Source organism: Euryhalocaulis sp. (genome assembly GCF_013911995.1).
GTDB lineage: Bacteria > Pseudomonadota > Alphaproteobacteria > Caulobacterales > Maricaulaceae > Euryhalocaulis > Euryhalocaulis caribicus.
The window spans coordinates 18,321-40,290 of the sequence record NZ_JACESD010000021.1 but is presented as its reverse complement, the minus strand read 5'-3'; the positions used below and the strand labels follow the sequence as shown (position 1 = coordinate 40,290).

The following is a 21,970-nucleotide window of genomic DNA, read 5'->3' as shown; positions in this document are numbered from 1 at the left end:
AAAAGGGCCGGAGCATCCGCTCCGGCCCTTCACTTTCAGGCGTTGTGATCAGGGATCAATCGTCCTTCTCGCCCCGGTCATCGGGGTCATAGCGATCATCATTGTCGCCCACGTCGTAATATTCGCCTTCGGCCGCGCCAGCCGCCGCGCCAACGCCGGCGCCGACAGCCGCGCCTGTGGCGGCGTCTTCGCCCGCGGCCGCAGCCCCAGCCGCGCCGACCGCGGCGCCAACGCCCGCGCCAACGGCGGTGTCTTCAACGTCTTCCTGGCTCAAACGCCCGTTCTGACAGGCGGCGAGTGCGAACGCCGCGACGCCTGCCGCAGTTATAAAGGCCAGTTTCTTCATGGCTCTTGCCTCCAGATTGCTCAACGCGAGCCAACGGGAGCGCCTTGCGGGAAGTTCCACGGCGAAATTTGACAATAAAGCGGCGCCGGAATCGGCTTGGAGACACCCCAAAAGACGTGAGGCCGGGCGTTGCCGCCCGGCCTCTCTGTCCGCCCCCTGCGCCCCCCGGCGTTTCTAGAAGCGGCTACGCAGCGTCACGCCATAGGTGCGCGGCGCGCCAAGGAAGGCGTTGTGCGAGCCCGGCTGAAGCGGAGCGTCAAAGCCGACCTGGTAATATTCCTCGTCCGCCAGGTTCTGCACCCAGCCTTCGAGAGACCAGCGCTCGTCCGCCGTCTGCACGCCGACGCGCGCGTTGAACAGGAAGAAGCCCTCCTGCTGCTTCGGCCGATCGAGGTCAGAGCCGGTATTGTACTCGGACACCCAGCGGCCATCGAGATGGAACAGCGCCATCAGGTTCGCGCTGACCGGCGTCTCGTAGTCGATGGACGAGTTGACGTACCAGTTCGGCGCCAGCGAAAGCTGCTTGCCGCTCAGCGCGTCCACGTCGGCCGTTCCGGTCGGCGCAAAGTCGCCATAGCGGGCGTCGTTATAGGCAACGGAGCCTTGCAGCGTCAGGCCTTCGATATCCGGCGGCAGGAACAGGGCCTCAAGTTCGAAACCCTTGGACGTCACTTCGTCGACCGAGGTCACGAAGAAGGCCAGACCGTTGAAGGTGTTCAGCTGGAAGTCGCTGAAATCCTGATAGAAGAGCGACAGGTTCAGGCGAAGGGCGTTGTCGAACCATTCGGACTTCACGCCCGCCTCATAGGCGTCGACCACCTCTTCCTCGAACTGCGCGGGATATTCAGCATTGCCGTCCAGGATCGCCTGGAAATCGACCGCGTTCGCGCCGGCCTGGTTAAAGCGGTCAAGATTGAAGCCGCCCGCCTTGTAACCGCGAGAGTAGCTGGCATAGCCCATCAGGTCGTCGCTGAAGCGATAGTTCGCGGCGACAACGCCGGTCACTTCATCTTCCTCACGATCCTGATCAAAGCCGATCTCGTTGAACACCGAGCGTTGCGCGCCCAGGCACATCACACTGAACGCGGTGATTGCGTCTGTCGGCGTCACGCCAAGCGCGCCGGCCAGCGGCACGATGCGGCTAATATTCTGTGGCGCGGTATAGGCCAGCGCCGATCCGAACTGCTGCTCCAGCACGCTACAGGCCGGCGAAACCGGCGTGACGAAATCGGCTTCCGCGGACTTGTCTTCCATGGTGAAGCGCAGGCCGCCCGTAAGGTCCAGGCGATCGGTCACGCTCCACACATTATGCGTGAAAACCGCGAAGCTTTCCGAGTTCTGCTCGTAAACATCGCCCGCGGCATTGGCGCCGCCGGCCGGCAGGGCCTGCCCCGGAGCGACCGGCGTGAAGCCGGGGAGCGCCGGGAAACCGAACGGCGCGAAAGCCCCCGTTCCGAACCCGTTGGTCAGATTGGCGACGAACAGCGGATCCGTTCCGCCCGAAAGCAGCAGGCTGATATAGGTCTCATACGCGGCGCCATTGATCAGCTGGTCGCGGCGCTGCAAATCCTCGTTGGCGTAGAAACCGCCGATCAGCCAGTCCACAGCGCCGGCTTGGCCAGCCAGCCTGAATTCCTGGGTGAACGTTTCGAACGTGTAGCCGGCATCCGTGGTCCGATAGAAAATATCGGCTCCGGTGAAATCGGTATCCTGAGCCGTTTGCGCGTCCCAGTCCCGCCATGACGTGATCGAGGTCAGGGTCCCGAAACCGAGATCCCAGTTCGCTTCCGCAGAAACGCCCCACTCTTCGACCAGCTGTTCGGTGCCGCGGTTGGCGTTGTCGTCAAAGGAGAACGGATCCTCATTTCCGTTGGTCGGGATGCTGGCGCCAAGCGCGTTGACGATTCCCGCCGTGCTCTGGCTGTTGATGGTCACGCCAAGGCAGCAATTCTCATCCCGGTCGGTGTAATCGCCGACAAGGCGCACGCTGAACGTTTCGCTCGGCTCGAACAGGAGCTGTCCGCGGACCGTGGTGTAGTCGCGGTCATAGTCGGAGCCCGCCGTGCGCGGCCCCGCGCCGGTATCGACATCATAGAAGCCGTCGCGTTCGCGGTGCGCCACATAGAGACGTCCAGCAACGTTTTCACCCAGCGGGCCGGTTACGCTGCCCGCCACGCCGATATTGTCGTAATTGCCGTATTCGACCTCGCCATAGCCGGAGAACTCAAATTCCGGCTTCTTGGTCACGACATTGATAAGGCCGGCGGAGGTATTCTTGCCGAACAGCGTGCCTTGCGGGCCGCGCAGCACTTCAATCCGCTCGATTTCGCCCAGATCGCCAAAGCCGACGCCGTTACGGTTACGGATGACGCCGTCGATCACGATGCCGACCGAGGATTCCAGACCCGGATTGTCCCCCACCGTGCCGACGCCGCGGATACGGGCTGTCGTAACGGTCTCGTTGGACGTGGAGGTCACGTTCAGGCTCGGCGACAGGATGATCAGGTCCTTGATGTCGCGAACGCTGGCTTTCTCAAGCAGGTCCTCGTCATAGGCGGCGACGGCCAGCGGCACGTCCTGAAGGCTCTGTTCGCGCTTTTGTGCGGTAACGGTAATCTCATCAACGCCGCGCCGCGTCTGGACCGGGGCGTCGTCGGCCTGTCCCTGCGCGTATGCGGCTGAAGAGATAACAATAGTCGAAGCGGCGGCGAGCAGGCTCGCGCGATAGAAGCGATTGGTCATTAATTCCTCCCAAAGATCGGCCAAGGCCGGGACCATGCGCGCGCCGACTCTTTTCACGGTCGAATCTCGCGCATAGCAGCTATGCTCAAAATGCAGCATGCCGCGCTGCAACCAAAGAACTCCCGGCCGATTTCCGCGTTTTGATGACGTATTTGTTGCGGTGTGTGGCGCACAGGCCACGATTGGCGTCACATACGGCGGTAACCGATCCTTAGCGCCGCGCATGGGAATTGGGAGCAAGAGGCACGGCCACAATGGCCGCGTCGCAGGAAAGACACGTCATGTGGGCTGATGACAATGGCGAGACCATCCCGGAGCTTCAGGAGCTGTTCAACCGGACAGGCGGTCTGGATATCGGCCAGCTTCAATTCATCAATCTGGGTGCGGTCAAACGCCGGACAGGCGAGCGATGGGAGAGCTTTCAGGAGAAGATTTTCCAGACCGGGCAGTTCTTTATAGAAAAACGGACCAATCCTGAGGACCTGATTATCCGTTGCCGGGACGGATTTATAATCGTGTTCGCGGAACTGACCGCCAGCGCCGCGAAGAAAAAATGCGCCAGCATCAGCAAGGAAATGAACACGTTCTTTCTGGGACGCGAAGAGCTGCGCGAAGTCCAGATCACAATTTCCCACGACACGATCGACGCCAGTCAGTTGCGCAAGCTGGCCGAGGCCAGCGGCGTTCAGTCCATTGCGGAACGAAGCAACGACGATGAACACGCAGCCCCGTCCGGGGATGCGTCCCCGACGCCGTGGGAGCGTATTGTCTATCGCCCGGTGTGGGATGCACGGTCCGAAGCGCTTGTCAGCAACAAGTGCTGCGCGCAATCCGCGCCCGGGAATGATGGCGAGCGGCAGGAAGGCGTCCTGCTGCTTCCGGAGGACAGCCGCAAATCGCTAAGCGTACGGCTTAATAACGATCTCACCGGAGACGGCCTCGCGCCCTTTCGCACCTACGCGTTCAAATCAGGACCCTTTTCACTGACGCTTCCGTTGCAATTCCTCAGCCTTGAGGATCCCTGGCATCGCTCCCAGATCGTCTCGCGCATCAGCGAAATTCCTTCCGAGCTCCGACAGTATCTTCTGATCATGTTTGAGGGGCTGAAGGCGGGCGTTCCGGTTTCTCACCTTTACGAGACCGTCCACGTCTTTCGTCCCTACGTGAAAATGATCACGCTCAGCGCCAGCGGACCGGGTTTTCCGTGGGAGCGATATGGCGAATGCGAAGCTGATGGTTTTTGCGTCGATGTCAGAACCCTGCCCGCCTCCGGCTCGGCGCGTAAACGCGACTTTGAGCACCTCCTCACGGCGGCGCGCCGGGGCAAGGCGCATGCACTCGCTACCGGGGTAGAGCGGGCGGACGATTTTTTTCTGCTGGCTCAATCCGGCTATCGCTATCTCTCGGGCGAGGCCATTGCCCCTGTCAGCGATCTTCCCGCGGCGCCGTCCCATCTGACGGCAGAGTCCATCCACGCCCGGCTGCGAGGTTCCGGGTAGCCGCGAAACCTTTTGTAAGCGAAGGGCGAATAGGGTGTGGGCGAGAAAGCTTGAGCCATGTCATCTGAACGCCAAACCCTGGAACGCATTTTTGAACAATCCGACGTCGGACTTTTTGAAACGTCCGACGCGGGCGAAGTGCGCCGCGCGAATCCGGCTCTGGCCCGCATACTGGGTTATGAGAGCGTAGAGGACCTGCAGGATGGTTTGACCGATGCCCGTGACGTCTATTTCGACCCGGGCGATCGCGAACGCCTGAGCCAGATTCTGGAGCGGGACGGCGAAATAAAACAGTTCGTCCACATGCTGCGGCGCAGAAACGGCGAAGCCGTCTGGGTCTCGGAAACCTGCCGCCGCATCAGTGAGTCTGACGGGACAATTCTTTACGTCGGCTCGATGGCCGATGTGACTGAACTGGTCGAGGCCAAAGAAAAAGCGCGGCTGGCCGAAACGCATTATCGGGACATCTACGAAAATGCGACGATCGGCATTTACCGGACCCGCCCTGACGGCGAGCCGGTCAGCGCAAACACGGCTTTGCTCAAGCTGCTCGGCTATCAGGATGAAGCGGACCTGAAGCGGTCATTCCACGCCACCCGGCTCTATGTTGATCCGCGCCAACGGGACGCCTTCGTCCGCAAACTTCTGGATACGGGTGAGGTCACCGGTTTCGAATCCAGAATTTTTTGCAATAGCGAGGATGGGCTGGGCACGCGGTGGATATCCGAAAGCGGCCGCGTGATCAGGGATGAAACAGGCGAGGTCGCCTATTTCGAAGGCACGATAGAGGACATTACGGCGCGGCGCGAAGCCGACTCGCTCCGCCGCAAGGCTCACGAGGCCGACGAAGCCAACCGCCTGAAATCCGATTTTCTGGCCGCGATGAGTCATGAGCTGCGCACTCCGTTGAACGGCGTCATCGGGGCCGCGCACGCCCTGAACCGCGCCGCCCAGCGCGACAAGGAGCGCGAACTCTCCAGCTTGATCGTGAAATCGGGAGAAGGCTTGCTGGCCATTCTCAACGACATTCTCGACCTAGCCAAAGTCGAGGCCGGACGGCTGGAGCTGGAAATCGAACCTTTCGAGCCGCAGCGCCTTGTCGAAGAGGCCCTGGTTCATTGGCGGCCGATGGTCAGCGATAGCGCGGTCGATCTGAACATAGAGCTGGGCGAGAATTTGCCCCCTCTCCTGCGCGGCGACGGACGGCGGATTCGTCAGATTTTGTGGAACTATCTGTCCAACGCCCTGAAGTTCACCGATCAGGGCTCGATCACGCTCCGTTTAAAGGCGCGCCCGGACGGCGGCTGCGAGCGTCTCCGGTTCGAGGTCGCCGATACCGGCGCGGGAATGCCCGAAACACAATGCCATCAGGTATTCGACAAGTTTCATCAGGTTCGCGATTCCAGCCGTCAGGCCAGCGGAACCGGGCTCGGATTGGCGATCTGTCAGGAATTTGCCCAGCTTATGGGCGGTTCGGTCGGCTGCAGCTCGGAACCCGGCAAGGGATCGGTCTTCTGGTTCGAGGCGCCGTTCCAGTATTGCCGGGACCGCCGTCAGGACGACCGCGAGGAACGCGAGCCCCAGTCCGCCGACCTGAGCGGCCTGCGGATTCTGGCCGCGGAGGATAACCCCATCAATCAGCGCGTGCTGGGGGCGATCCTGGAAAATTATGGCTGCGCCCCGGATTTTGCGTCCAATGGCGCAGAGGCCCTGCAGATGATCAAGAACACGCCCTATGACGTGGTTCTGATGGACATCCAGATGCCCGAAATGGACGGCGTCGAGGCGGTCAAACATTTACGGCGTCAGACGGGCCGCGCCAGCCGCCTTCCCGTCATTGCCCTGACCGCCAACGCGATGCGCGGCGACCGGGAAGCCTATCTGGATGCCGGCATGGATGATTTCGTCGCCAAGCCCATCGAACCGGACAGCTTGCTGGCCGCAATCGCCCGCGCGAAAGCACGCAATACCGACGGCGAAAACATACGCGTGGCCTGAAACGCCGGAACCTTTGGCGGTTAACACGTATTGAAACAGTGTTGATCGCCCCCTAGGTCAGGGGCGAACCCGAACATTTTAAATTCATAAGGAGGCCACGTGACGCCCAGACAATCGCGAGTTGACGTAAATCAGGTCGGAGACGCCGGCAGCATACTGGCAATCGTTGCGCCGGGTTTTAAAGCCGGCGACCTGCATTCCGCCACCGGGCGGGTGCAGAAGAACGGATTTGCCGTGAAAATAGCCAGCACGGTCGAAAGCCTGGTCGAAGGCGAAGGCGATAAGGGCGACACCCTCTCTTTCGTGGTCGATAGCGGCCTAGCGGACATTGATCCTGCGAATTATTTCGGCTTGGTCATTCCCGGCGGACAACGCCATCTGAGCACGCTGGACGACAATGAAAACGTGGAAAAAGCCGTCCGCAGCTTCATCGACGCCAAGAAGCCTGTACTGGCCTGGGCCGATGCGGCGCGTTTTCTGGCCGCCTTTTCCCGCACGCCGGACGCCATCCGCGATGCGCGCGCAGCCGTCGCCGTGAATGGCGAAGTCTATCCGGCGGAAACCGACGAGGCGCGCGACGACGCCGCCGAGGTCTTCATGAAGGCGCTTTCGCTCACTGACGGCAAAGCCGCCTGAGACCCTCAGCCTGATTAAACCGCAAAAAACGCCGCAGGGTATTGGACCTGCGGCGTTTTTTTGGCCTGCGCATGAGCGGCGCGGCATTGATGGATGTTAACGACAGGCCGACAGCTTCCTCCTAGCAAGCTGAACAGACGCGCCGACGGAGACGAGTTTCCGCCCGGCGCGCCACAGCTTGCCGGCATTGCGTCCGGTAAGAGCGGCGGCGGACCTGTTCCTGGCGGCGCGGTTCGTCGCCGCATCCTTATCCGATTTAGCTGAAACCGAACCGCGCCTGGCCTGTTTCCTTATGGCGTGGCGGGGCTTTCTTCCGCGGGTTCCGCACGGAACGTCTCGCCGATATTCGCTGCAATCCACGCAAACGATGCATAAACCGCCACGTTTTGCGCCATGGCGTCCGGATCGATCTTGTCGAACGTATCATCGGGCGTGTGATGCAGATCGAAATAGTCGCTGCCGTCCTGATTCAGAGACACGACCGGCACGCCATCGCGCCGGATATAGCTGAGATCCGGTCCGCCGCTGCCGTTATTGGGGCCCGGCCCGACGCCAAAGACGACCAGTTCCTTCGCGATTGCGTCCGTTATGGGCAGTTTTTCTTCCGCGATTCCGGGCGAAATGCGCCAGATCCGGCCTGCGCCGAAATCAGATTCGGCGGCAATGACGTGGTTTTCCAGCGTATTCTGATGCTGTTCGGAATAAGCTTTCGCGCCAAACAGGCCCACTTCCTCAGACCCGAACAGCACGACGCGGATCGTTCTTTCCGGCGCGCCGTAAAGATCCATGAGATGTTTGGCCGCAGCGGTGACGATGCCGACGCCCGCGCCGTCATCCACCGCGCCGGTTCCAAGGTCCCAGGAATCCAGATGAGCGCCAAGAAGCACGATCTCTTCAGGGCGTTCAGAGCCGACAATCTCCCCGATCACATTGCCGGATTCCGATTTTCCGCGATCTTCCGGCGTCATTTTCAGCCGCACCGTGATCGCTTCGCCCCCCTCCATCAGCCGCCTTAACTGGTCGGCATCGGGCGAAGACAGGGCCGCGCCGGGGATTTTCGGGATGTTTTCCTCATAGGCCATGCCGCCCGCGTGCGGGAAACGGTGCGAATCTGTCCCGACCGAACGGATAAGCACCGCGCTGGCGCCGCGTTTCCCGGCCTCGATCGCGCCGGCATAGCGCATTTGCACGGCCGCGCCGTAGCCCGATCCGTCCTGTGTCCGCGTCATTTCCTGGTCGATAAAGACGATCTTGCCGTCCAGTCCGCCTTCGGGGGCGCGGCGAAGCGCGGTCACGCTTTCAAAATAAGCGATCTCTCCGGTCACGCCTTCGCCTTCCGTGGCGACAGAACCGCCCAGCGCCGTTGCGATCAACGGCTGGGGATAGGGCGAGACCACATCGACTTCGATATCACCGCGGGTCCAGTAATCGATTTCAAAAGGCTCAATGCGGACATTCTCGAAGCCCAGAGCCTGCATTTTTTCCACCGCCCATTCGCGCGCCCGCGCTTCCGCGGGCGATCCGCCAAGCCGCGGCCCGACTTCCGTTGTCAGGGAGCGGGTGATCTCATAGGCAAGATCACTGTCCAGCGCGGAATCCGCCGCGGCGCGCGCCTGATCGCGAATCGGAGCATCAATGTCGTAAGTATCGCCCTCCTGAGCGACCGCCGGCGCGGCCAGTCCCAGAACGACTGCAATTAAAACCCGGTGCATGGAGAACCCTTTGAGACCTTTTGTGTTTCATCAAGGCTAGCTCGCCAAGATTTTCGGCGAAAGACGGTTGTCGCCGCAGGGGACGCAGAAATACGCTATGGTTGTCATTGTTTAGAAGAATTATTCCATGAGGCTTCCTGTTACCCGCCTGACGCTGGAGTCCGGCGCAGACATCATGCGTCTGCGCCACAGCGCACGCGTGATCGCGGAAACCGTCAATCTCAGCGCGCCCGACCAGACGCGTCTGGTAACCGCGGTCAGCGAGGTGGCTCGTAACTACGTCCAGGCGGGCGGCGGCGCGCTGACCGACTTCCACATTCGGGAAAACGGCGACGGCTATTCTCTGCTGGCCACCCTTCGCACAGATGGGCAGGGCGAAATCCACGGCGACGAAATCCTCGGCAATCTGGAACGCTCCACCGCTCGGCGGCTGGTGCATGACTTCGAGATGGAGGGCGACCCGAACGAACTGGTCATCCGCCTGAGCATGAACCTGCCGGCGCTGGAAGACGGCGAGACCATGGAAACGCTCGCCAGCCGGGCGATGGACGCCGTCACCCAGACCGTGGCGGACGATCCGCACGAGGAAATGGTGAACCAGAACCTCGCCCTGATGGAGAGCCTCAGCGAACAGGATTTTCTGATCCGCGAGATCCACCATCGGGTGAAGAATAATTTCCAGCTGATCTCCAGCCTCGCCCGGCTGCAGGCCGGGCGCGCGCACGGGCAGGAAGCGAAAGTTCTGCTGGAATCGCTGGCCATGCGTATTCGCGCGCTGGGCCTTGCGCATGAGCAGCTCTACCGGTTCGAGGATATTACCCGGGTGAGCTTCCGGGAATTCCTGTCGTCGCTTTGCGGATCGCTGGAGGCGGCTTTCGTCTCCCCCGGCCAATCGATCAAGATCGATTGTGCGGTCACGGGCGACACCACGCTGGGGCAGGACATGGCATTGAATATCGGCCTTGTCGTGAACGAGCTGGTGACCAACGCGATCAAGCACGCCTTCCCCGGCGGCGAGAGCGGCAAGATCACGCTCGGCGGCACGGTGGATGGCGAACGCGCCTGTATCAGCGTCTCGGATGACGGGGTCGGTAATCAGGAATTTGCCGACAACATGTCCAGCCACGATTCACTGGGCATGCGGTTGCTGCAAAGCTCCGTGCGGCGCATACATGGGGAAATGACCGCGAAGGAAGCCGAAGGTGGCGGCCTGACGGTCATGGTCGACTTTCCCATACGAGGCTACGAGCAGGCAGAACCGCAAGCGTGACCGCGCCGATCTTCCACCGCTTCTTCACCGAATTGAGACAGGCCCGCATTCCGGCCTCTATCCGCGAATATCTGACCCTTCTGGAAGGGCTGGAGAAAGGCGCGGCGGAGCGGAATATCGAGGATTTCTATTACCTGTCCCGCGCCACTCTGGTGAAGGACGAGCGCAATCTCGACAAATTCGACCGGGTCTTCTCACACGTTTTCAAGGGCGTTGAAGACGCTTTTGGCGATCTGGACCTGACCGACATCCCGGAGGACTGGCTGAAAGCCTTTGCCGAAAAGAATCTTTCGCCAGAAGAGATGGCGGAGATCGAGTCTCTCGGCGGCTGGGACAAGCTGATGGAAACCCTCGCCGAGCGCCTGAAGGAACAGGAAAAACGCCACGAGGGCGGCAACAAGATGATCGGCACAGGCGGCACCAGCCCGTTCGGAAATTCCGGCTACAACCCCGAAGGCGTCCGGATTGGCGGCCAGTCGCGGCACAAAAGGGCTGTGAAGGTCTGGGAAAAGCGCCAGTACAAAAATCTCGACGGCGAGCGCGAACTGGGCACGCGCAACATGAAGGTTGCGCTGCGCCGCCTGCGGAAATTCGCCCGCGAAGGCGCGCGGGACGAACTAGATCTTGACGGCACGATCCGCGGCACCGCCAAACAGGGCTATCTGGATCTGCAAATGCGCCCCGAACGGCGCAACGCGGTGAAGGTTCTGACCTTGTTCGATGTCGGCGGATCGATGGATCCGCATATTTCACAGGTCGAGGCGCTGTTTTCCGCTGCGCGGGCCGAGTTCAAGCACCTGGAATATTATTACTTCCACAACTGCCCCTATGAGGGTCTGTGGCAGAACAATCTGAGGCGGCGAACCGAAAGCGTCGACACATGGGACGTGCTGCGCCGGTTCCCGTCCGACTACAAGCTGGTGCTGGTCGGCGACGCCTCCATGAGCCCTTACGAGATCGCGATGCCGGGCGGGTCGGTCGAGCATTATAATGAAGAGGCCGGCGCCATCTGGCTCAAACGGATGGCCGAAACCTGGCCTTCGCTGGTCTGGCTCAATCCCGTGCCGGAGCGATACTGGGACTACACGGCATCCATCGGCATGGTGCAGGAAATTATCGGTGAAGACCGCATGTTCCCGCTGACCCTGCCCGGTCTCGACGAGGCCATGAAGACGCTGACCCGCTAGACGTCTTTCCGGGCCATTGCCCAGTTGTGGATCGCCCAGACGTGCGCCCCGTGGCGCATTTTCTTTTCCGCTTCCCCGGGCGTCATCCAGACCAGTTCATGATCGGGCTCCTCCGGGCGCCCCGCCTCCCCGGTCCATTCAGCACGGTAGAAGTGGCAGATATTATTCGTCGGCCCCAGCGAGCGCTTGCGCCAGTACTGCCCGGCAACGCCCAGCTTCATTCCGGCGCGCACTTCAAGACCCGTCTCTTCCCTCACCTCTCGCACCATGGCTTCGGCTTCGCTTTCATCGCCGTCCAACGCGCCGCCGGGCAGGTCGTAGTCATGGCCGAGCGGTCCCTTTTTTATGCGGGCAACGGCAATCTTTCCGTCAGAACAAACAAGGCCATAGGCGCACTGGCGCGGCTTGTAGCGCAACCCTTCGCGGGGCGTCCCGAACTGGCGTTCCGGAGCGTCGCTCAACTTGCCGTCCCATAACCAAACTCGGCCAGGACGGGCGCGAAGCGGCGATTGAGCAGATCTATCGTCTCTGGCTTGAGCTTCCGGACATGGTCCCCCGGCGCCACCTGCCGGACATGGTTTGAGGCGTCTTCCGCCTCCGGCTGCCGGTCATGCGCGTCGGCAATCGCATCCAGCCGGTCCTCTGGGCACCTGATATCCAGATCGGCGGCAAGATCCCGAATCCATTGCCGCTTTTCGAAAATCACGTCCTCATAGCGATAGCTCCGGAAATCCGGCATCCGGGTGAGCGCCAGAAGGTGGCAGTAATTGCGGAAGACGCGCAGCGAGACAGGCCCGGCGACATAGTCGTCAATCGACTGCGCGCGCGCCTGGGTCCGCTGTTCGTCAAACGTGTCGGCAAGCCGCCCGGTCTCCGGCGCAACGTGGCTATAGGCGTGGGAGAAATACAGCGAGGTGAGGATATCGCGCGGATCGCGGACCATCACGATCTTGCGGCGCTCATGCAGGGCGAGATTATCCATCCAGGGATGCAGCCAGCGAAACCCGCCGAACACCGATCCGTCCCGGCTGCGCAGCCAGTCCGGGTCCAGAACGGCCCGCGCAGGCTCCACCCCCTGATCGAACAGCGCGGCCGGCACGTCGATATAGGTCCGCCCGGCCGCCTCGCAGAGCGACCGGACCAGCTCATGCATCAGCGTGCTGCCGCCCTTGGCCAGACCAATCACATAATAGGACGGGTCGCCGATGCGCGCGGCGTCCCAGTTAAGCGAATAGGGCCGCAGATCGACCGGAACGCGCGTATTATTATCCAGAATGAAGCGCACTTCAGGCGAGGCGTGGCGCTTTTCACGCCTGCGCGCCTGACGCTTTTCGCGCTGTTCCGGCGTTAGATCGCGTTTTCTTGCTTTCCGGTCTCTGGAATCGGGCAAGTAACCGCCTCCTGAAGATCAAGGCCTGGTCCGGGCGAATCCTGCCCGGGGTGGACTCTGACCAGCTTATGAAAAGCGCGTATTCCGCGCCATTGCGCAAACTGCGGCGCGGCTGCGCGCCACGGGTCTTGTTTCGATGCGCGGGGCATATAAGGGTGCGCCCGAAACGCATCTTCCATCAAAGCTCCGCCATATCGTGACCGAATACAAATCCGACCCGCGCCAGAACACCGCCAATGAATGCCAGTCCATGCCGGAGGTCCGCCACGAGGTCGACCGTCTGGACCGCCTGCTGGTCCGGCTGATCGCCGAACGGCAGACCTATATGGAGGCCGCGGCGCGCATCAAGCCTGACCGCAACGTGGTGCGGGACGAGGCGCGTATCCGGGATGTTCTGGAGAAAGTTCTGGCCGAAGCCGCAAAACACGGTCTGTCGGCGGACATCGCCGAGCCTGTCTGGCGCGCCATGATGGAAGCGTGCATCGCGCACGAGTTCGAGGCTTATGACGCGCTGCGCAAGTCCGACACGGTGCGCCGGTAATCCTGCCGCGCAATCTCGTCATTGACGGTATTGACCGCGTCCAGAATGCGGTTGCGGGCAACCTCGCGGGCCGCCGGGTCGCCGGCCTCTCCCACCAGTTTTTCGGCGCGCGCGCAGACCTCGGCGAGCTGATTGGCGCCTACGCCCTTCGCCGATCCCTTCAGTGAATGCGATGCAGCGGCCCAGTCCTCGTCCGCCGAGTCAGGTTCCAGAACGCGAAGCCAGCTTTCGATTTGATTCTGGAAAAGTGAGAAAATCTCGGCCTCCAGCGCGGCGTCTCCGCCGGTATATTGCGCCAGATGTTCATAATCGATGGCCGTTTCCATGCGTAAATCCTAGAAGCGCGGCGCTTTCCAGCCGGTTAATCACTGAACACACGGTTCATTCTGGCTTCAGCCAACGCTCCCTAATGTCCGTCATGCGAGGGCGGACAGAAAATTACGGGAGAGCTAACAATGCGCTCGATCATGAAAACGGCCGCCGTCGTGACAGGTATCGCCCTGGCTACCGCCATTGCCGTGCCTGCACAGGCCGCCGCACTGGATCACCGGTACGACAATTCCGGCGTTTCCTTCAGCATTTCGTTTGGCGCCAGCGATTATGACAGCCGGTATCACAACCGGTATCGCCATAACGGGCATTACTATAACAGCCCGCGCCAGGATTATTGGGGACGCTATCCGTCATACGGATACGGCTACAAGACATTCCCGGGCTATGAGCACGTCCGGCGCAACTACAACTATCACGGCAACGCCTGTTACTGGCGCGTCAGCCAGGAAAACTACCACCGCCGCAACGCGCTGGTGAAATCCCTGGTGTGTTATGACCGCTATGGCCGCAGCTACACCGTGCGCGGATCGCAGCAGGTCGTGCGCTACACCGGATATGACCGCGGCCGCCAATATGGCTATGATGCCGGCTATCGCCACTAAGTCAGGCGGTTGAAACAACGGTTACAGGCGGGCCTTCCGGGAACCATCCGGGGGTCCGCCGGTTCCGTTTGTGAACGCCCGGTTCATCCTGCCTTCAGGAAGGATAAACCACGTTCATTGCAACGCCAGCGAGGGCAAACACGATCAACTCCGTCAGGAGGAACACATGAAAACCGCCCGTCCGTTCATTCTCGCGGCCGCGGCGAGCGTCCTGTTCGCCGGAAGCAGCCTGCCCGCCCTTGCCGCCGTAATGGACGACCAGCCGCGCCGCGGCGACCGTCAGATTCAAGACCGCCCCAATGTACGCGGCGGCATGAACCGCGAATCCCGCGCCGGCGCGCGTACGCGCTCCAATCCCGCCATTCAGCGCTCCGCGCCCAGCCCGCGCTCTAACCCGGCTCCGCGCTCGCGCCCCTCCCCGCCGCAGCGCGATTTCAGCAGCCGTCCCTCCACGCCGCAGCGCGATTTCAATCCGCGTCCGCCGCAAAACAACAACCGTGTTTCCGCGCCGCGCAATACGCCGGAGCGCCGTCTGGTCGGGGATAACCGGCCGGGAACGTCCAGCCGTCCCGCCGTGCTGAACCGCTATCAGGCGGGTGATCGCGACATGCGAGAGCGGGCGAATGACTTCCGGAACCGGACCGGGTCCGACAACCGGCTGGCCGGGCGGCCCGATCCGCGGGACCGCGCCTGGGACGGCGATCGCCGCTGGGACAATAATCGCGGTAATGACGGTCGATATGATCGCGACCGGGATGATCGCCGCGATCGCGACTGGGATGACCGGCGCGATCACGACCGCGACTGGAACGGCCGCCACGACCATGACCGTGACTGGGACGACCGCAACCGCCGGCATCGCTACAGCTACAACAACAGCCACAAGCGCTACGCATACGGCTATCCCTATTACGGACACCGCAACACCTATAGCAGCTTCTCGCTGAACATCGCGTGGCCGCGGGCGAACTATTATAATTCCAGCTACGGCTATTTCTGGCCGGTGCGCTACTGGTGCCCGCTGCACGGCTTCTATCACGAGGGCTATTATTCCTCGTACAGCTACCAGCCGAACTACGGCTACACGCACTACAGCTATAACGATTATTATGGCGACGGTTACTGGAACTACGCCAATAATTGCCGCTATCGCTATGTGCGAACCCAGTACCGGTGGGAACGCGAGCAGGTCTGTTTCGACCGCTACGGACGCCTCTATGTGAGGTACTGACACTCCGCCGCGCGGGCAGGCTCGCGCGGCCGGGGCTTGGGGGGCGCTATGGCCGGCGGCATAACCGCCGGCCATATTTGTTTGCGCGTTCGCGAATTCAGCCCGCTAGGATCTGATCCGCACGCCGGCGAAGACGCTGCGCGGCTCGCCCGGGAAATAGCGGTAGGAGCCGAAGGCGAAGTCCGCGCGCTCGGCGTAGCGTTCGTCCGTGAGATTGCGCAGGCCGCCGAAGACCTGCCACCCTGATCCCAGCTCATAGCTGGCGCGCAGGTTCAGGAGGTCATGGCCGTCATAGGCGGCGGTATTGGCCGCGTCCGCGAAATATTTCCCGACATGGAGCCATTCCGTTTCAATCACGGCTTTGTCGACCGGGCGCCAGACCAGCCGGGCATTCCACAGCCATTCCGGGGCGGTATCGACCTGCGCGCCGTCGCGGATGGTCTCCGATGACGACTGAACCGCGCGGTCGAACGCATATTCATGATCGGCCCATGTTCCCGACACCGCCAGAGACAGGCGGTTCGTCACGTCAAATGCGCCGTCCAGCTCAATGCCCGCGTGGCGGGTCTCGCCATCGGTGACATTGAAGCTGTCGGCATCGCGAAAGAACACGTTCTGCTTGCGCATCGCAAAGGCGGTGATTTCGGCCTGACCGCGCCCCCACAAATCCAGCCGCGCTCCGCCTTCCAGGCTGTCGAGTTCCTCGGGCGAGATGCCAGCAATCTGTTGCCCCGGCTGGAGGCGATATAGCTCCGCCGTCTGCGGGGCGCGCACGCCCCGGGCGGCGCGGGTGAACAACTGCACGCCCGGCGAAACGCGCCAGGTCAAGCCGGCGCTGGGGGCGAATGTCGTAAACTCGTCCGTGCGGTCGTCCGGCCGCAGGAAGCGCCCCTCCTGCCCCGCCGGAATATTGGTGGCGTAGTCGTAGCGCGTGTTTTCGACGCGCGCGCCCGCCTCCAGGCTCAGCGCATCCGTCAGGAAATAGCGCCCTTGCGCGAAAACCGCGCCGACCAGCGCGTCGACCTCGTAGTCGTAATGCAGACCTTGCGGGAAATCGCCAAACCCCGGAAGGGTCTGGTTCTCGGTGAGATAGCCATGGCTCCATTCCGCGTCGGCGCCCAGCATCAGGCGATTTCCTTCGCCCCATTCGCGCACCAACGCGCTCTGTCCGCCGATGCTGTCATGCCCGGTTCGCTCAAGCGCCTCCGAGGGAAGGAAGTGGAGGCGGAAGGTCATGTCGTTGGAGCGGCCATAGACCGCGCCCTGCACGCGCCACAGATCGTTCAGGCGGCGGTCCAGGTGCAGCGCCGCGCGCAGGGCCGTGGCGTCGCGGAACGCTTCCGGATCCGGGTTGGAGCGCGCGACAGCCTTGTCCTCAAAAGCCCGGAATCCGCGGATATAGGTCGCCGTCTCCTGATTGAGGTCCACCGCCGCGCCGCGCAGGCTCCAGTTCATCGCGCCAAGACTGCCGTCCAGCCGCGCCTGAAGCGCAACACGGTCAAGACCCGCGTCGTCGCGCCAGCCATCCTCATGCCGCGTGCTCAGCCCGATGAATCCTGCGCCGGTGTCCAACGGTCCCTGTGCAAACGCCCGCGCCCGCGCACGGCCAAAGGAGCCGTATTCCAGCTCGGCCAGCGCTTCAGGCGTCTCAGGATCGCGGCTTATGAAATTGATCAGGCCATGCAGCGCATTGGAGCCATAGGCCGCGCCGCCCGGCCCGCGCACCACTTCCACCCGTGCCGCAAGGTCATCGATCGCCTCGAACAATCCGTTGACATTGGCAAAGCCCGGCGCGCGCAGCGGGATGCCGTCTTCCAGATAAAGGAATGACCCGGCCCCCGCCCCGCCGGTCAGAACCGGCGAACGGATGGCGGTCAGATGCTCCGCCCCGTTTCCGCGATTGATGAATACGCCAGGGGCGCGGTTGAGCGTCTCCGCCACGTGATGCGCGCCGATCCGCGCCAGCTCGCCCGCGTCCAGCACGGCGACGGGGGTCGCGCCCAGCGCCTGCGGCTCTGCAATGCGGGAGGCGGTAATGACCACCTCGTCCTGCGCCAGTGCGGCGGGGGCGAGACCGGTCAGGCAGGCCGCAAGCATCCAGACGATATTTCGCGGACGCATGTGGCCTCCCCTTCTGTCTGAGATCAGATCCGGCCCAGCGCCTGATCCAGATCGCCGATCAGATCGTCGACGTCCTCGATCCCGACGGACAGGCGGATCAGCCCGTCGGTAATGCCCAGCGCCTCGCGCGCATCCTTGTCGACCGAGGAATGGGTCATGATCGCTGGGTGCTCGATCAGCGACTCCACGCCGCCGAGCGACTCGGCCAGCGAGATCACTTCCAGCGACTCCAGGAATTTGCGGGACTGCTCGATGCCGCCTTTCAGGTGGGCGGTGATCATGCCGCCGAAATCGCTCATCTGTTTGGCGGCCACCGCGTGTTGCGGATGATCCTCACTTCCCGGATAGAAGACCCGCTCGACCTTGCCGTTATCGGCCAGCCAGTCGGCGATTTTCCGGGCGTTCTGGCAATGGCGCTCGACCCGCACATGCAGCGTCTTGGTGGAGCGCAGCAGCAGGAAGCAATCCATCGGCGCCGGCACCGCGCCAACCGAGTTCTGGATATAGCGCAGGCGCTGGCCCAGCTCATCATCGCTGACAATCAGCGCGCCGCCGACGACGTCCGAATGGCCGCCGATATATTTGGTGCAGGAATGGCTGACGATATCAGCACCCAGCTTGAGCGGCGATTGCAGCAGCGGCGTGGCGAAGGTGTTATCGACCGCGACCAGCGCGCCCTTTTCCTTGCCCAGAGCGGCCACGGCCTCGATGTCGATAACCTTCAACATCGGGTTGGTCGGCGTTTCCATCCAGACCAGCTTTGTCTTGTTCGTGAAAGCGTCGCGCGTGGCGTCCAGATCCGTCATGTCGACGCGCGTGAAGTCGATGCCGAACTGGCGGAAAATCGTGTTCAACTGACGATAGGTGCCGCCATAAACGTCATCGCACAGCACCACATGGTCGCCGGAGGACAGCAGATGCATCACCGCGTCCAGCGCCGCCAGACCGGAAGAGAAAGTGATCCCGTGCTTGCCGCCTTCCAGCGAGGCCAGGTTGGCCTCCAGCGCCGTCCGCGTCGGGTTTGCCGAGCGCGAATAATCATACTCGCCCTTGAACACGCCGGGGCTCGGCTGCGCATAGGTGGAGGTCTGATAGATCGGCGTCATGATCGCGCCCGTCGTCGGGTCCGGCGACTGGCCGGCGTGGATGCAACGGGTCGCGATGCGCTTGTTGTCATGCATGAAAATATCTCCGGTAAAATCTATGCGGTTCGCGCGGATCAGGCCGCTTTCTTCTTGGCCAGATAGTCAATCAGATCGATCTGCGAAACGATGCCGACCACTTTGGCTGCATCCACGACCACAGCAACGTGATCCGACTCGAAGATATGGAACAGCTCTTCCAGCCGCGCCTTGGGATAGATCAGGCCTGCAATTGGGCTGGCCGCATCGGTGGCCGGTGCGTCGACGGTAATCTCACCGGACCTCAAACCGCGCAGGATGTCCGCTTCGTGCGTGATGTAAGAGCACTTGCCGCTATCCATCAGCGGAATTTGCGAGACGCCCTTTTCCTTCATTAAGCGTACAATTTCCGAAATGGGCGTATCGGCGTCGGCCGTGACCGGCGTCGCGAAGCCCTCGGTCAGCAAGTCCTCGACCAGGCCCAGCTCCTCGCCTTCCTCAAGGAAGCCGTGATCGGCCATCCACTCATCGTCCAGATACTTGGAAATATAGCGCGAGCCATGGTCGCAGAGGGTCACGATGATGGATTGATCCGGGCTCATCGTTTTGGCCAGTTCAACGGCCGCATGAACGATGGAGCCGGAAGAACCGCCACAGAACAGCCCCTCTTCCCGCACCAACCGGCGCGCCATCTGGAAGGATTGCCGGTCATTGACCTGCACCATGTCGTCGACGACCGTGAAGTCCATCGCCTGGCACTCGATATCCTCGCCAATCCCCTCCACGGCATAGACATACGCCGTCGGCAGGGAGCCAGACTTGAACAGGCCATAATGGACCGAGCCAAGCGGATCGACGCCGACAATCTTCACGTTCGGCGCGTGCTCTTTCATGTAGCGCCCGACGCCGGAGACCGTGCCGCCCGTACCGGTGCCGCCCATGAAAACATCGAATTTGCCGCCGTCGGTGTCCTCGAATAGCTCCTTGCCCAGGTTACGGCAATGGCCCTCGATATTCCACGGCGAATGATACTGATTGACGTAAAACGCGCCCGGCGTTTCCTCGGCGATCTTCTTGGCGCGGTTCACATAGTGATCCGGCGAATCGCCCGGCACGTCGGTCGGCGTGATGATCACTTCAGCGCCGTAGGCTTTCATGGAGTTGATCTTCTCGCGGCTCATCTTGTCCGGCATCGTGAAGACGCAGCGATAGCCCTTTACCGCGGCGGCCATGGCCAGCGACTGGCCCGTATTGCCGGACGTGTTTTCGACAATCACCCCGCCGGGCTTCAGCAGGCCTTCCTGTTCCGCGCGTTCAATTATGTAGGGGGCCATCCGGTCTTTGATGGAGCCCGACGGATTCATGTATTCGCACTTGGCGTAGATCGTGGCCCCGCCCTCGGGCGCGACCTTGTTCAGCTTCACCAGCGGGGTCCGGCCGATGGCGTGCAGGATATCTTCGTATGTCTTCATGGGATTGTCCGCGTTCACATTGGCCGCCCGGCGCGCGCGAAGAATATCCGGCGAGCCGCAAGGACCGTGGGAGAAATTTGGGCGGACTATGCCAGCGGTCTTGCGGGAATGAAATGCCGCTGACCGGCCAGTATCAGAAACCTGATTCTTCCTGCGCGCTCTCGATGCGCTGTATCACCGCGCGATCCCGTTCCGCGGAGGTTAGGTAGGCATCCAGCAAGTAGCGCTTGTATCGCTCCGCCCGGTCCTGTTCGGACAATCCGGTTTGCCGCGGCGGGTTCGCCTCCAGACGCAGCGCAAGGGATGTCTTCTGGCTTTGCCGCATCGCGCAGAATCGCGCGTCCAGCATTTCCACGACCTCCATATAGAAAGACGTGTCTTCGTGACTCTCGCTTCCGCAAGCCGATCCGCCCTGCATCATTACCAAGGCGGACGCTGCAACCAGCCCCATCATCAGTTCGATCCCCATCGACTATGATGGAAACGTTACAAAGCGTTAAGGTTTGTGGCAAGCGCCTACGCGATGTTCAGCCGCCCGGCAGGGTGGCGGCCCATGGGGCGATCCCCTAAGAACGTTGCAAACAATCACTCTCCGAATGAAGACACAGAGGGCAATGACAAAACTTGACCGCGTTATCGTGACCGGCGGCGCCGGATTTATTGGCTCCGCGCTGGTCCGCAAGCTGGTCTCTGACGGCCATGACGTCCTGACCCTCGACAAGCTGACCTATGCCGGCGACAAGCGCGCGCTGGGCGACGCGCTGGATGCGGGCAATCACCGCTTCGTGCAGGCCGATATCGCTGACGCGGACGCGGTAAAGCGCGTCTTCGCCGAGTTCGAACCCGACGCGGTCTTTCACCTGGCGGCTGAAAGCCATGTCGACCGGTCCATCGACGGACCGGCGGAGTTCATTCACACCAATCTGGTCGGCTCTTTCGTGATGCTGGAAGCGGCGCTGGAGCAGTGGAGCCGCGCAGGCAAGCCGGAAGATTTCCGCTTCGTCCATGTCTCGACGGACGAAGTCTATGGCGAACTCGGAGATGAAGGCGCATTCAGCGAGGAAACGCCCTATGCGCCGAACTCCCCCTATTCCGCCACCAAGGCCGGGGCTGATCATCTCGCGCGCGCCTGGCGGCAGACCTATGGACTGCCCGTGGTCATTACCAACTGTTCCAATAATTACGGCCCCTATCAGAACGCCGAGAAACTCTTGCCGACCCTGATCCGCAAGGCCGTGACGGACCAGCCTCTGCCCATTTACGGCAAAGGCGAGAATGTCCGCGACTGGCTCTATGTCGACGACCATGTGACCGGGCTGATCGCGGCGGCGAAATCGGGCCGTCTGGGCGAAAAATATAACATTGGCGGCAACGCCGAGGCGCAAAATATCCAGATCGCCCGCACAGTCTGCGCGCTGCTTGATAAATTGGCCCCGCGCGACGACGGCAAAGCCTATGCCGACCAGATCACCTTCGTCGAAGACCGGCCGGGTCATGATTTCCGTTACGCTATCGATGCATCCAAGATCTCGTCCGAGCTGGGCTGGGGGCCGCAGGAAACGATCGATACCGGGCTGGAGAAGACCATTGCGTGGTATCTCGATAATCAGTGGTGGTGGTCGGACCATATCAAGGATGGCGACCGCATCGGCCTGACCCGCGCCGGATAGGGCGGGAACCGCGTCATCCTGCCCTTCCCGTTAGCGTCAAGTTGCTCTTCGCGCTGCACAATGATGTAGTCTCGGGCAAAACACGAACGAAGGGATGGG

At 61.9% G+C, this 21,970-nt stretch carries 19 protein-coding genes; 9 read left to right on the top strand and 10 right to left on the bottom strand.

Annotated features, from left to right (window positions below; translation table 11 throughout):
* Window positions 1-55 precede the first annotated feature (55 nt).
* Together H2040_RS07510 and H2040_RS07505 are read right to left on the bottom strand one after the other, a co-directional pair.
* Window positions 56-346 (bottom strand): YMGG-like glycine zipper-containing protein, encoded by a 291-nt coding sequence (locus H2040_RS07510; RefSeq protein WP_022696575.1) that lies wholly within the window; start codon window positions 344-346, stop codon window positions 56-58.
* Between the two features lie 174 nt (window positions 347-520).
* Complete coding sequence (locus tag H2040_RS07505; RefSeq protein WP_287156462.1) at window positions 521-3,088, bottom strand: TonB-dependent receptor; 2,568 nt, start codon at window positions 3,086-3,088, stop codon at window positions 521-523.
* A 281-nt stretch (window positions 3,089-3,369) separates the two neighbouring features.
* Between H2040_RS07505 and H2040_RS07500 the strand changes: the two genes are divergently transcribed.
* The 3 genes from H2040_RS07500 to H2040_RS07490 all read left to right on the top strand — a co-directional run bounded on the left by H2040_RS07500 (window position 3,370) and on the right by H2040_RS07490 (window position 7,221).
* Complete coding sequence (locus tag H2040_RS07500) at window positions 3,370-4,587, top strand: hypothetical protein (RefSeq protein WP_287156461.1); 1,218 nt, start codon at window positions 3,370-3,372, stop codon at window positions 4,585-4,587.
* A 57-nt stretch (window positions 4,588-4,644) separates the two neighbouring features.
* A complete protein-coding gene (locus tag H2040_RS07495; protein WP_287156460.1) occupies window positions 4,645-6,585 on the top strand; it encodes a PAS domain-containing hybrid sensor histidine kinase/response regulator in 1,941 nt (646 codons plus the stop codon).
* Between the two features lie 99 nt (window positions 6,586-6,684).
* On the top strand, window positions 6,685-7,221 hold the full coding sequence (locus tag H2040_RS07490) for a DJ-1/PfpI family protein (protein WP_022696571.1): 537 nt from the start codon (window positions 6,685-6,687) through the stop codon (window positions 7,219-7,221).
* Window positions 7,222-7,511: 290 nt separating this feature from the next.
* On the opposite strand, the gene H2040_RS07485 is transcribed toward H2040_RS07490, so the two are convergent.
* On the bottom strand, window positions 7,512-8,933 hold the full coding sequence (locus H2040_RS07485; protein ID WP_287156457.1) for a M20/M25/M40 family metallo-hydrolase: 1,422 nt from the start codon (window positions 8,931-8,933) through the stop codon (window positions 7,512-7,514).
* Window positions 8,934-9,060: 127 nt separating this feature from the next.
* Here H2040_RS07485 and H2040_RS07480 point away from each other — a divergent pair, with 127 nt between their 5' ends.
* Together H2040_RS07480 and H2040_RS07475 are read left to right on the top strand one after the other, a co-directional pair.
* On the top strand, window positions 9,061-10,203 hold the full coding sequence (locus tag H2040_RS07480; RefSeq protein ID WP_022696569.1) for a sensor histidine kinase: 1,143 nt from the start codon (window positions 9,061-9,063) through the stop codon (window positions 10,201-10,203).
* 8 nt (window positions 10,204-10,211) lie between these two features.
* Window positions 10,212-11,390: a vWA domain-containing protein gene (locus tag H2040_RS07475; RefSeq protein ID WP_353844817.1), complete on the top strand. Its 1,179-nt coding sequence runs from the start codon at window positions 10,212-10,214 to the stop codon at window positions 11,388-11,390.
* Here the strand turns inward: H2040_RS07475 and H2040_RS07470 are convergent.
* Together H2040_RS07470 and H2040_RS07465 are read right to left on the bottom strand one after the other, a co-directional pair.
* Complete coding sequence (locus H2040_RS07470) at window positions 11,387-11,851, bottom strand: NUDIX domain-containing protein (protein WP_287156451.1); 465 nt, start codon at window positions 11,849-11,851, stop codon at window positions 11,387-11,389. The two genes, H2040_RS07475 and H2040_RS07470, sit on opposite strands and share 4 nt — an antisense overlap.
* Window positions 11,848-12,780, bottom strand: a complete 933-nt coding sequence (locus tag H2040_RS07465; protein WP_287156449.1) for a sulfotransferase domain-containing protein — start codon at window positions 12,778-12,780, stop codon at window positions 11,848-11,850. The genes H2040_RS07470 and H2040_RS07465 overlap by 4 nt, the downstream gene beginning before the upstream one ends.
* Window positions 12,781-12,976: 196 nt before the next feature.
* On the opposite strand from H2040_RS07465, the gene H2040_RS07460 reads away from it, so the two are divergent.
* Window positions 12,977-13,321 carry a chorismate mutase gene (locus H2040_RS07460; protein ID WP_287156448.1) on the top strand — a complete coding sequence of 115 codons (345 nt, stop codon included), beginning with the start codon at window positions 12,977-12,979 and terminating at the stop codon, window positions 13,319-13,321.
* Here the strand turns inward: H2040_RS07460 and H2040_RS07455 are convergent.
* Window positions 13,282-13,647: an Hpt domain-containing protein gene (locus tag H2040_RS07455; protein ID WP_287156447.1), complete on the bottom strand. Its 366-nt coding sequence runs from the start codon at window positions 13,645-13,647 to the stop codon at window positions 13,282-13,284. The two genes, H2040_RS07460 and H2040_RS07455, sit on opposite strands and share 40 nt — an antisense overlap.
* A gap of 141 nt (window positions 13,648-13,788) precedes the next feature.
* Here H2040_RS07455 and H2040_RS07450 point away from each other — a divergent pair, with 141 nt between their 5' ends.
* Both H2040_RS07450 and H2040_RS07445 read left to right on the top strand, forming a co-directional pair.
* Window positions 13,789-14,256, top strand: a complete 468-nt coding sequence (locus H2040_RS07450) for a hypothetical protein (RefSeq protein ID WP_287156444.1) — start codon at window positions 13,789-13,791, stop codon at window positions 14,254-14,256.
* Between the two features lie 166 nt (window positions 14,257-14,422).
* Complete coding sequence (locus tag H2040_RS07445; protein ID WP_287156443.1) at window positions 14,423-15,487, top strand: hypothetical protein; 1,065 nt, start codon at window positions 14,423-14,425, stop codon at window positions 15,485-15,487.
* 105 nt (window positions 15,488-15,592) lie between these two features.
* Here the strand turns inward: H2040_RS07445 and H2040_RS07440 are convergent, their stop codons facing one another.
* From H2040_RS07440 to H2040_RS07425, 4 genes are all read right to left on the bottom strand, one after another.
* Window positions 15,593-17,608 (bottom strand): TonB-dependent receptor, encoded by a 2,016-nt coding sequence (locus tag H2040_RS07440; protein WP_287156442.1) that lies wholly within the window; start codon window positions 17,606-17,608, stop codon window positions 15,593-15,595.
* 23 nt (window positions 17,609-17,631) lie between these two features.
* On the bottom strand, window positions 17,632-18,789 hold the full coding sequence (locus tag H2040_RS07435; protein ID WP_287156441.1) for a cystathionine gamma-synthase: 1,158 nt from the start codon (window positions 18,787-18,789) through the stop codon (window positions 17,632-17,634).
* A gap of 38 nt (window positions 18,790-18,827) precedes the next feature.
* A complete protein-coding gene (locus tag H2040_RS07430; protein WP_287156439.1) occupies window positions 18,828-20,201 on the bottom strand; it encodes a pyridoxal-phosphate dependent enzyme in 1,374 nt (457 codons plus the stop codon).
* 133 nt (window positions 20,202-20,334) lie between these two features.
* Complete coding sequence (locus tag H2040_RS07425) at window positions 20,335-20,655, bottom strand: hypothetical protein (RefSeq protein ID WP_287156437.1); 321 nt, start codon at window positions 20,653-20,655, stop codon at window positions 20,335-20,337.
* A gap of 160 nt (window positions 20,656-20,815) precedes the next feature.
* Between H2040_RS07425 and rfbB the strand changes: the two genes are divergently transcribed.
* Window positions 20,816-21,871 (top strand): dTDP-glucose 4,6-dehydratase, encoded by a 1,056-nt coding sequence (gene rfbB, locus H2040_RS07420; RefSeq protein ID WP_287156435.1) that lies wholly within the window; start codon window positions 20,816-20,818, stop codon window positions 21,869-21,871.
* The last annotated feature ends 99 nt before the right edge of the window (window positions 21,872-21,970 follow it).

Coding starts and splice junctions, on each gene's coding strand:
- H2040_RS07510 (WP_022696575.1), bottom strand. CDS start 346: ATGAAGAAACTGGCCTTTATAACTGCGGCAGGCGTCGCGGCGTTCGCA.
- H2040_RS07505 (WP_287156462.1), bottom strand. CDS start 3,088: ATGACCAATCGCTTCTATCGCGCGAGCCTGCTCGCCGCCGCTTCGACT.
- H2040_RS07500 (WP_287156461.1), top strand. CDS start 3,370: ATGTGGGCTGATGACAATGGCGAGACCATCCCGGAGCTTCAGGAGCTG.
- H2040_RS07495 (WP_287156460.1), top strand. CDS start 4,645: ATGTCATCTGAACGCCAAACCCTGGAACGCATTTTTGAACAATCCGAC.
- H2040_RS07485 (WP_287156457.1), bottom strand. CDS start 8,933: ATGCACCGGGTTTTAATTGCAGTCGTTCTGGGACTGGCCGCGCCGGCG.
- H2040_RS07480 (WP_022696569.1), top strand. CDS start 9,061: ATGAGGCTTCCTGTTACCCGCCTGACGCTGGAGTCCGGCGCAGACATC.
- H2040_RS07455 (WP_287156447.1), bottom strand. CDS start 13,647: ATGGAAACGGCCATCGATTATGAACATCTGGCGCAATATACCGGCGGA.
- H2040_RS07450 (WP_287156444.1), top strand. CDS start 13,789: ATGAAAACGGCCGCCGTCGTGACAGGTATCGCCCTGGCTACCGCCATT.
- H2040_RS07445 (WP_287156443.1), top strand. CDS start 14,423: ATGAAAACCGCCCGTCCGTTCATTCTCGCGGCCGCGGCGAGCGTCCTG.
- H2040_RS07440 (WP_287156442.1), bottom strand. CDS start 17,608: ATGCGTCCGCGAAATATCGTCTGGATGCTTGCGGCCTGCCTGACCGGT.
- H2040_RS07435 (WP_287156441.1), bottom strand. CDS start 18,789: ATGCATGACAACAAGCGCATCGCGACCCGTTGCATCCACGCCGGCCAG.
- H2040_RS07430 (WP_287156439.1), bottom strand. CDS start 20,201: ATGAAGACATACGAAGATATCCTGCACGCCATCGGCCGGACCCCGCTG.
- H2040_RS07425 (WP_287156437.1), bottom strand. CDS start 20,655: ATGATGGGGCTGGTTGCAGCGTCCGCCTTGGTAATGATGCAGGGCGGA.
- rfbB (WP_287156435.1), top strand. CDS start 20,816: ATGACAAAACTTGACCGCGTTATCGTGACCGGCGGCGCCGGATTTATT.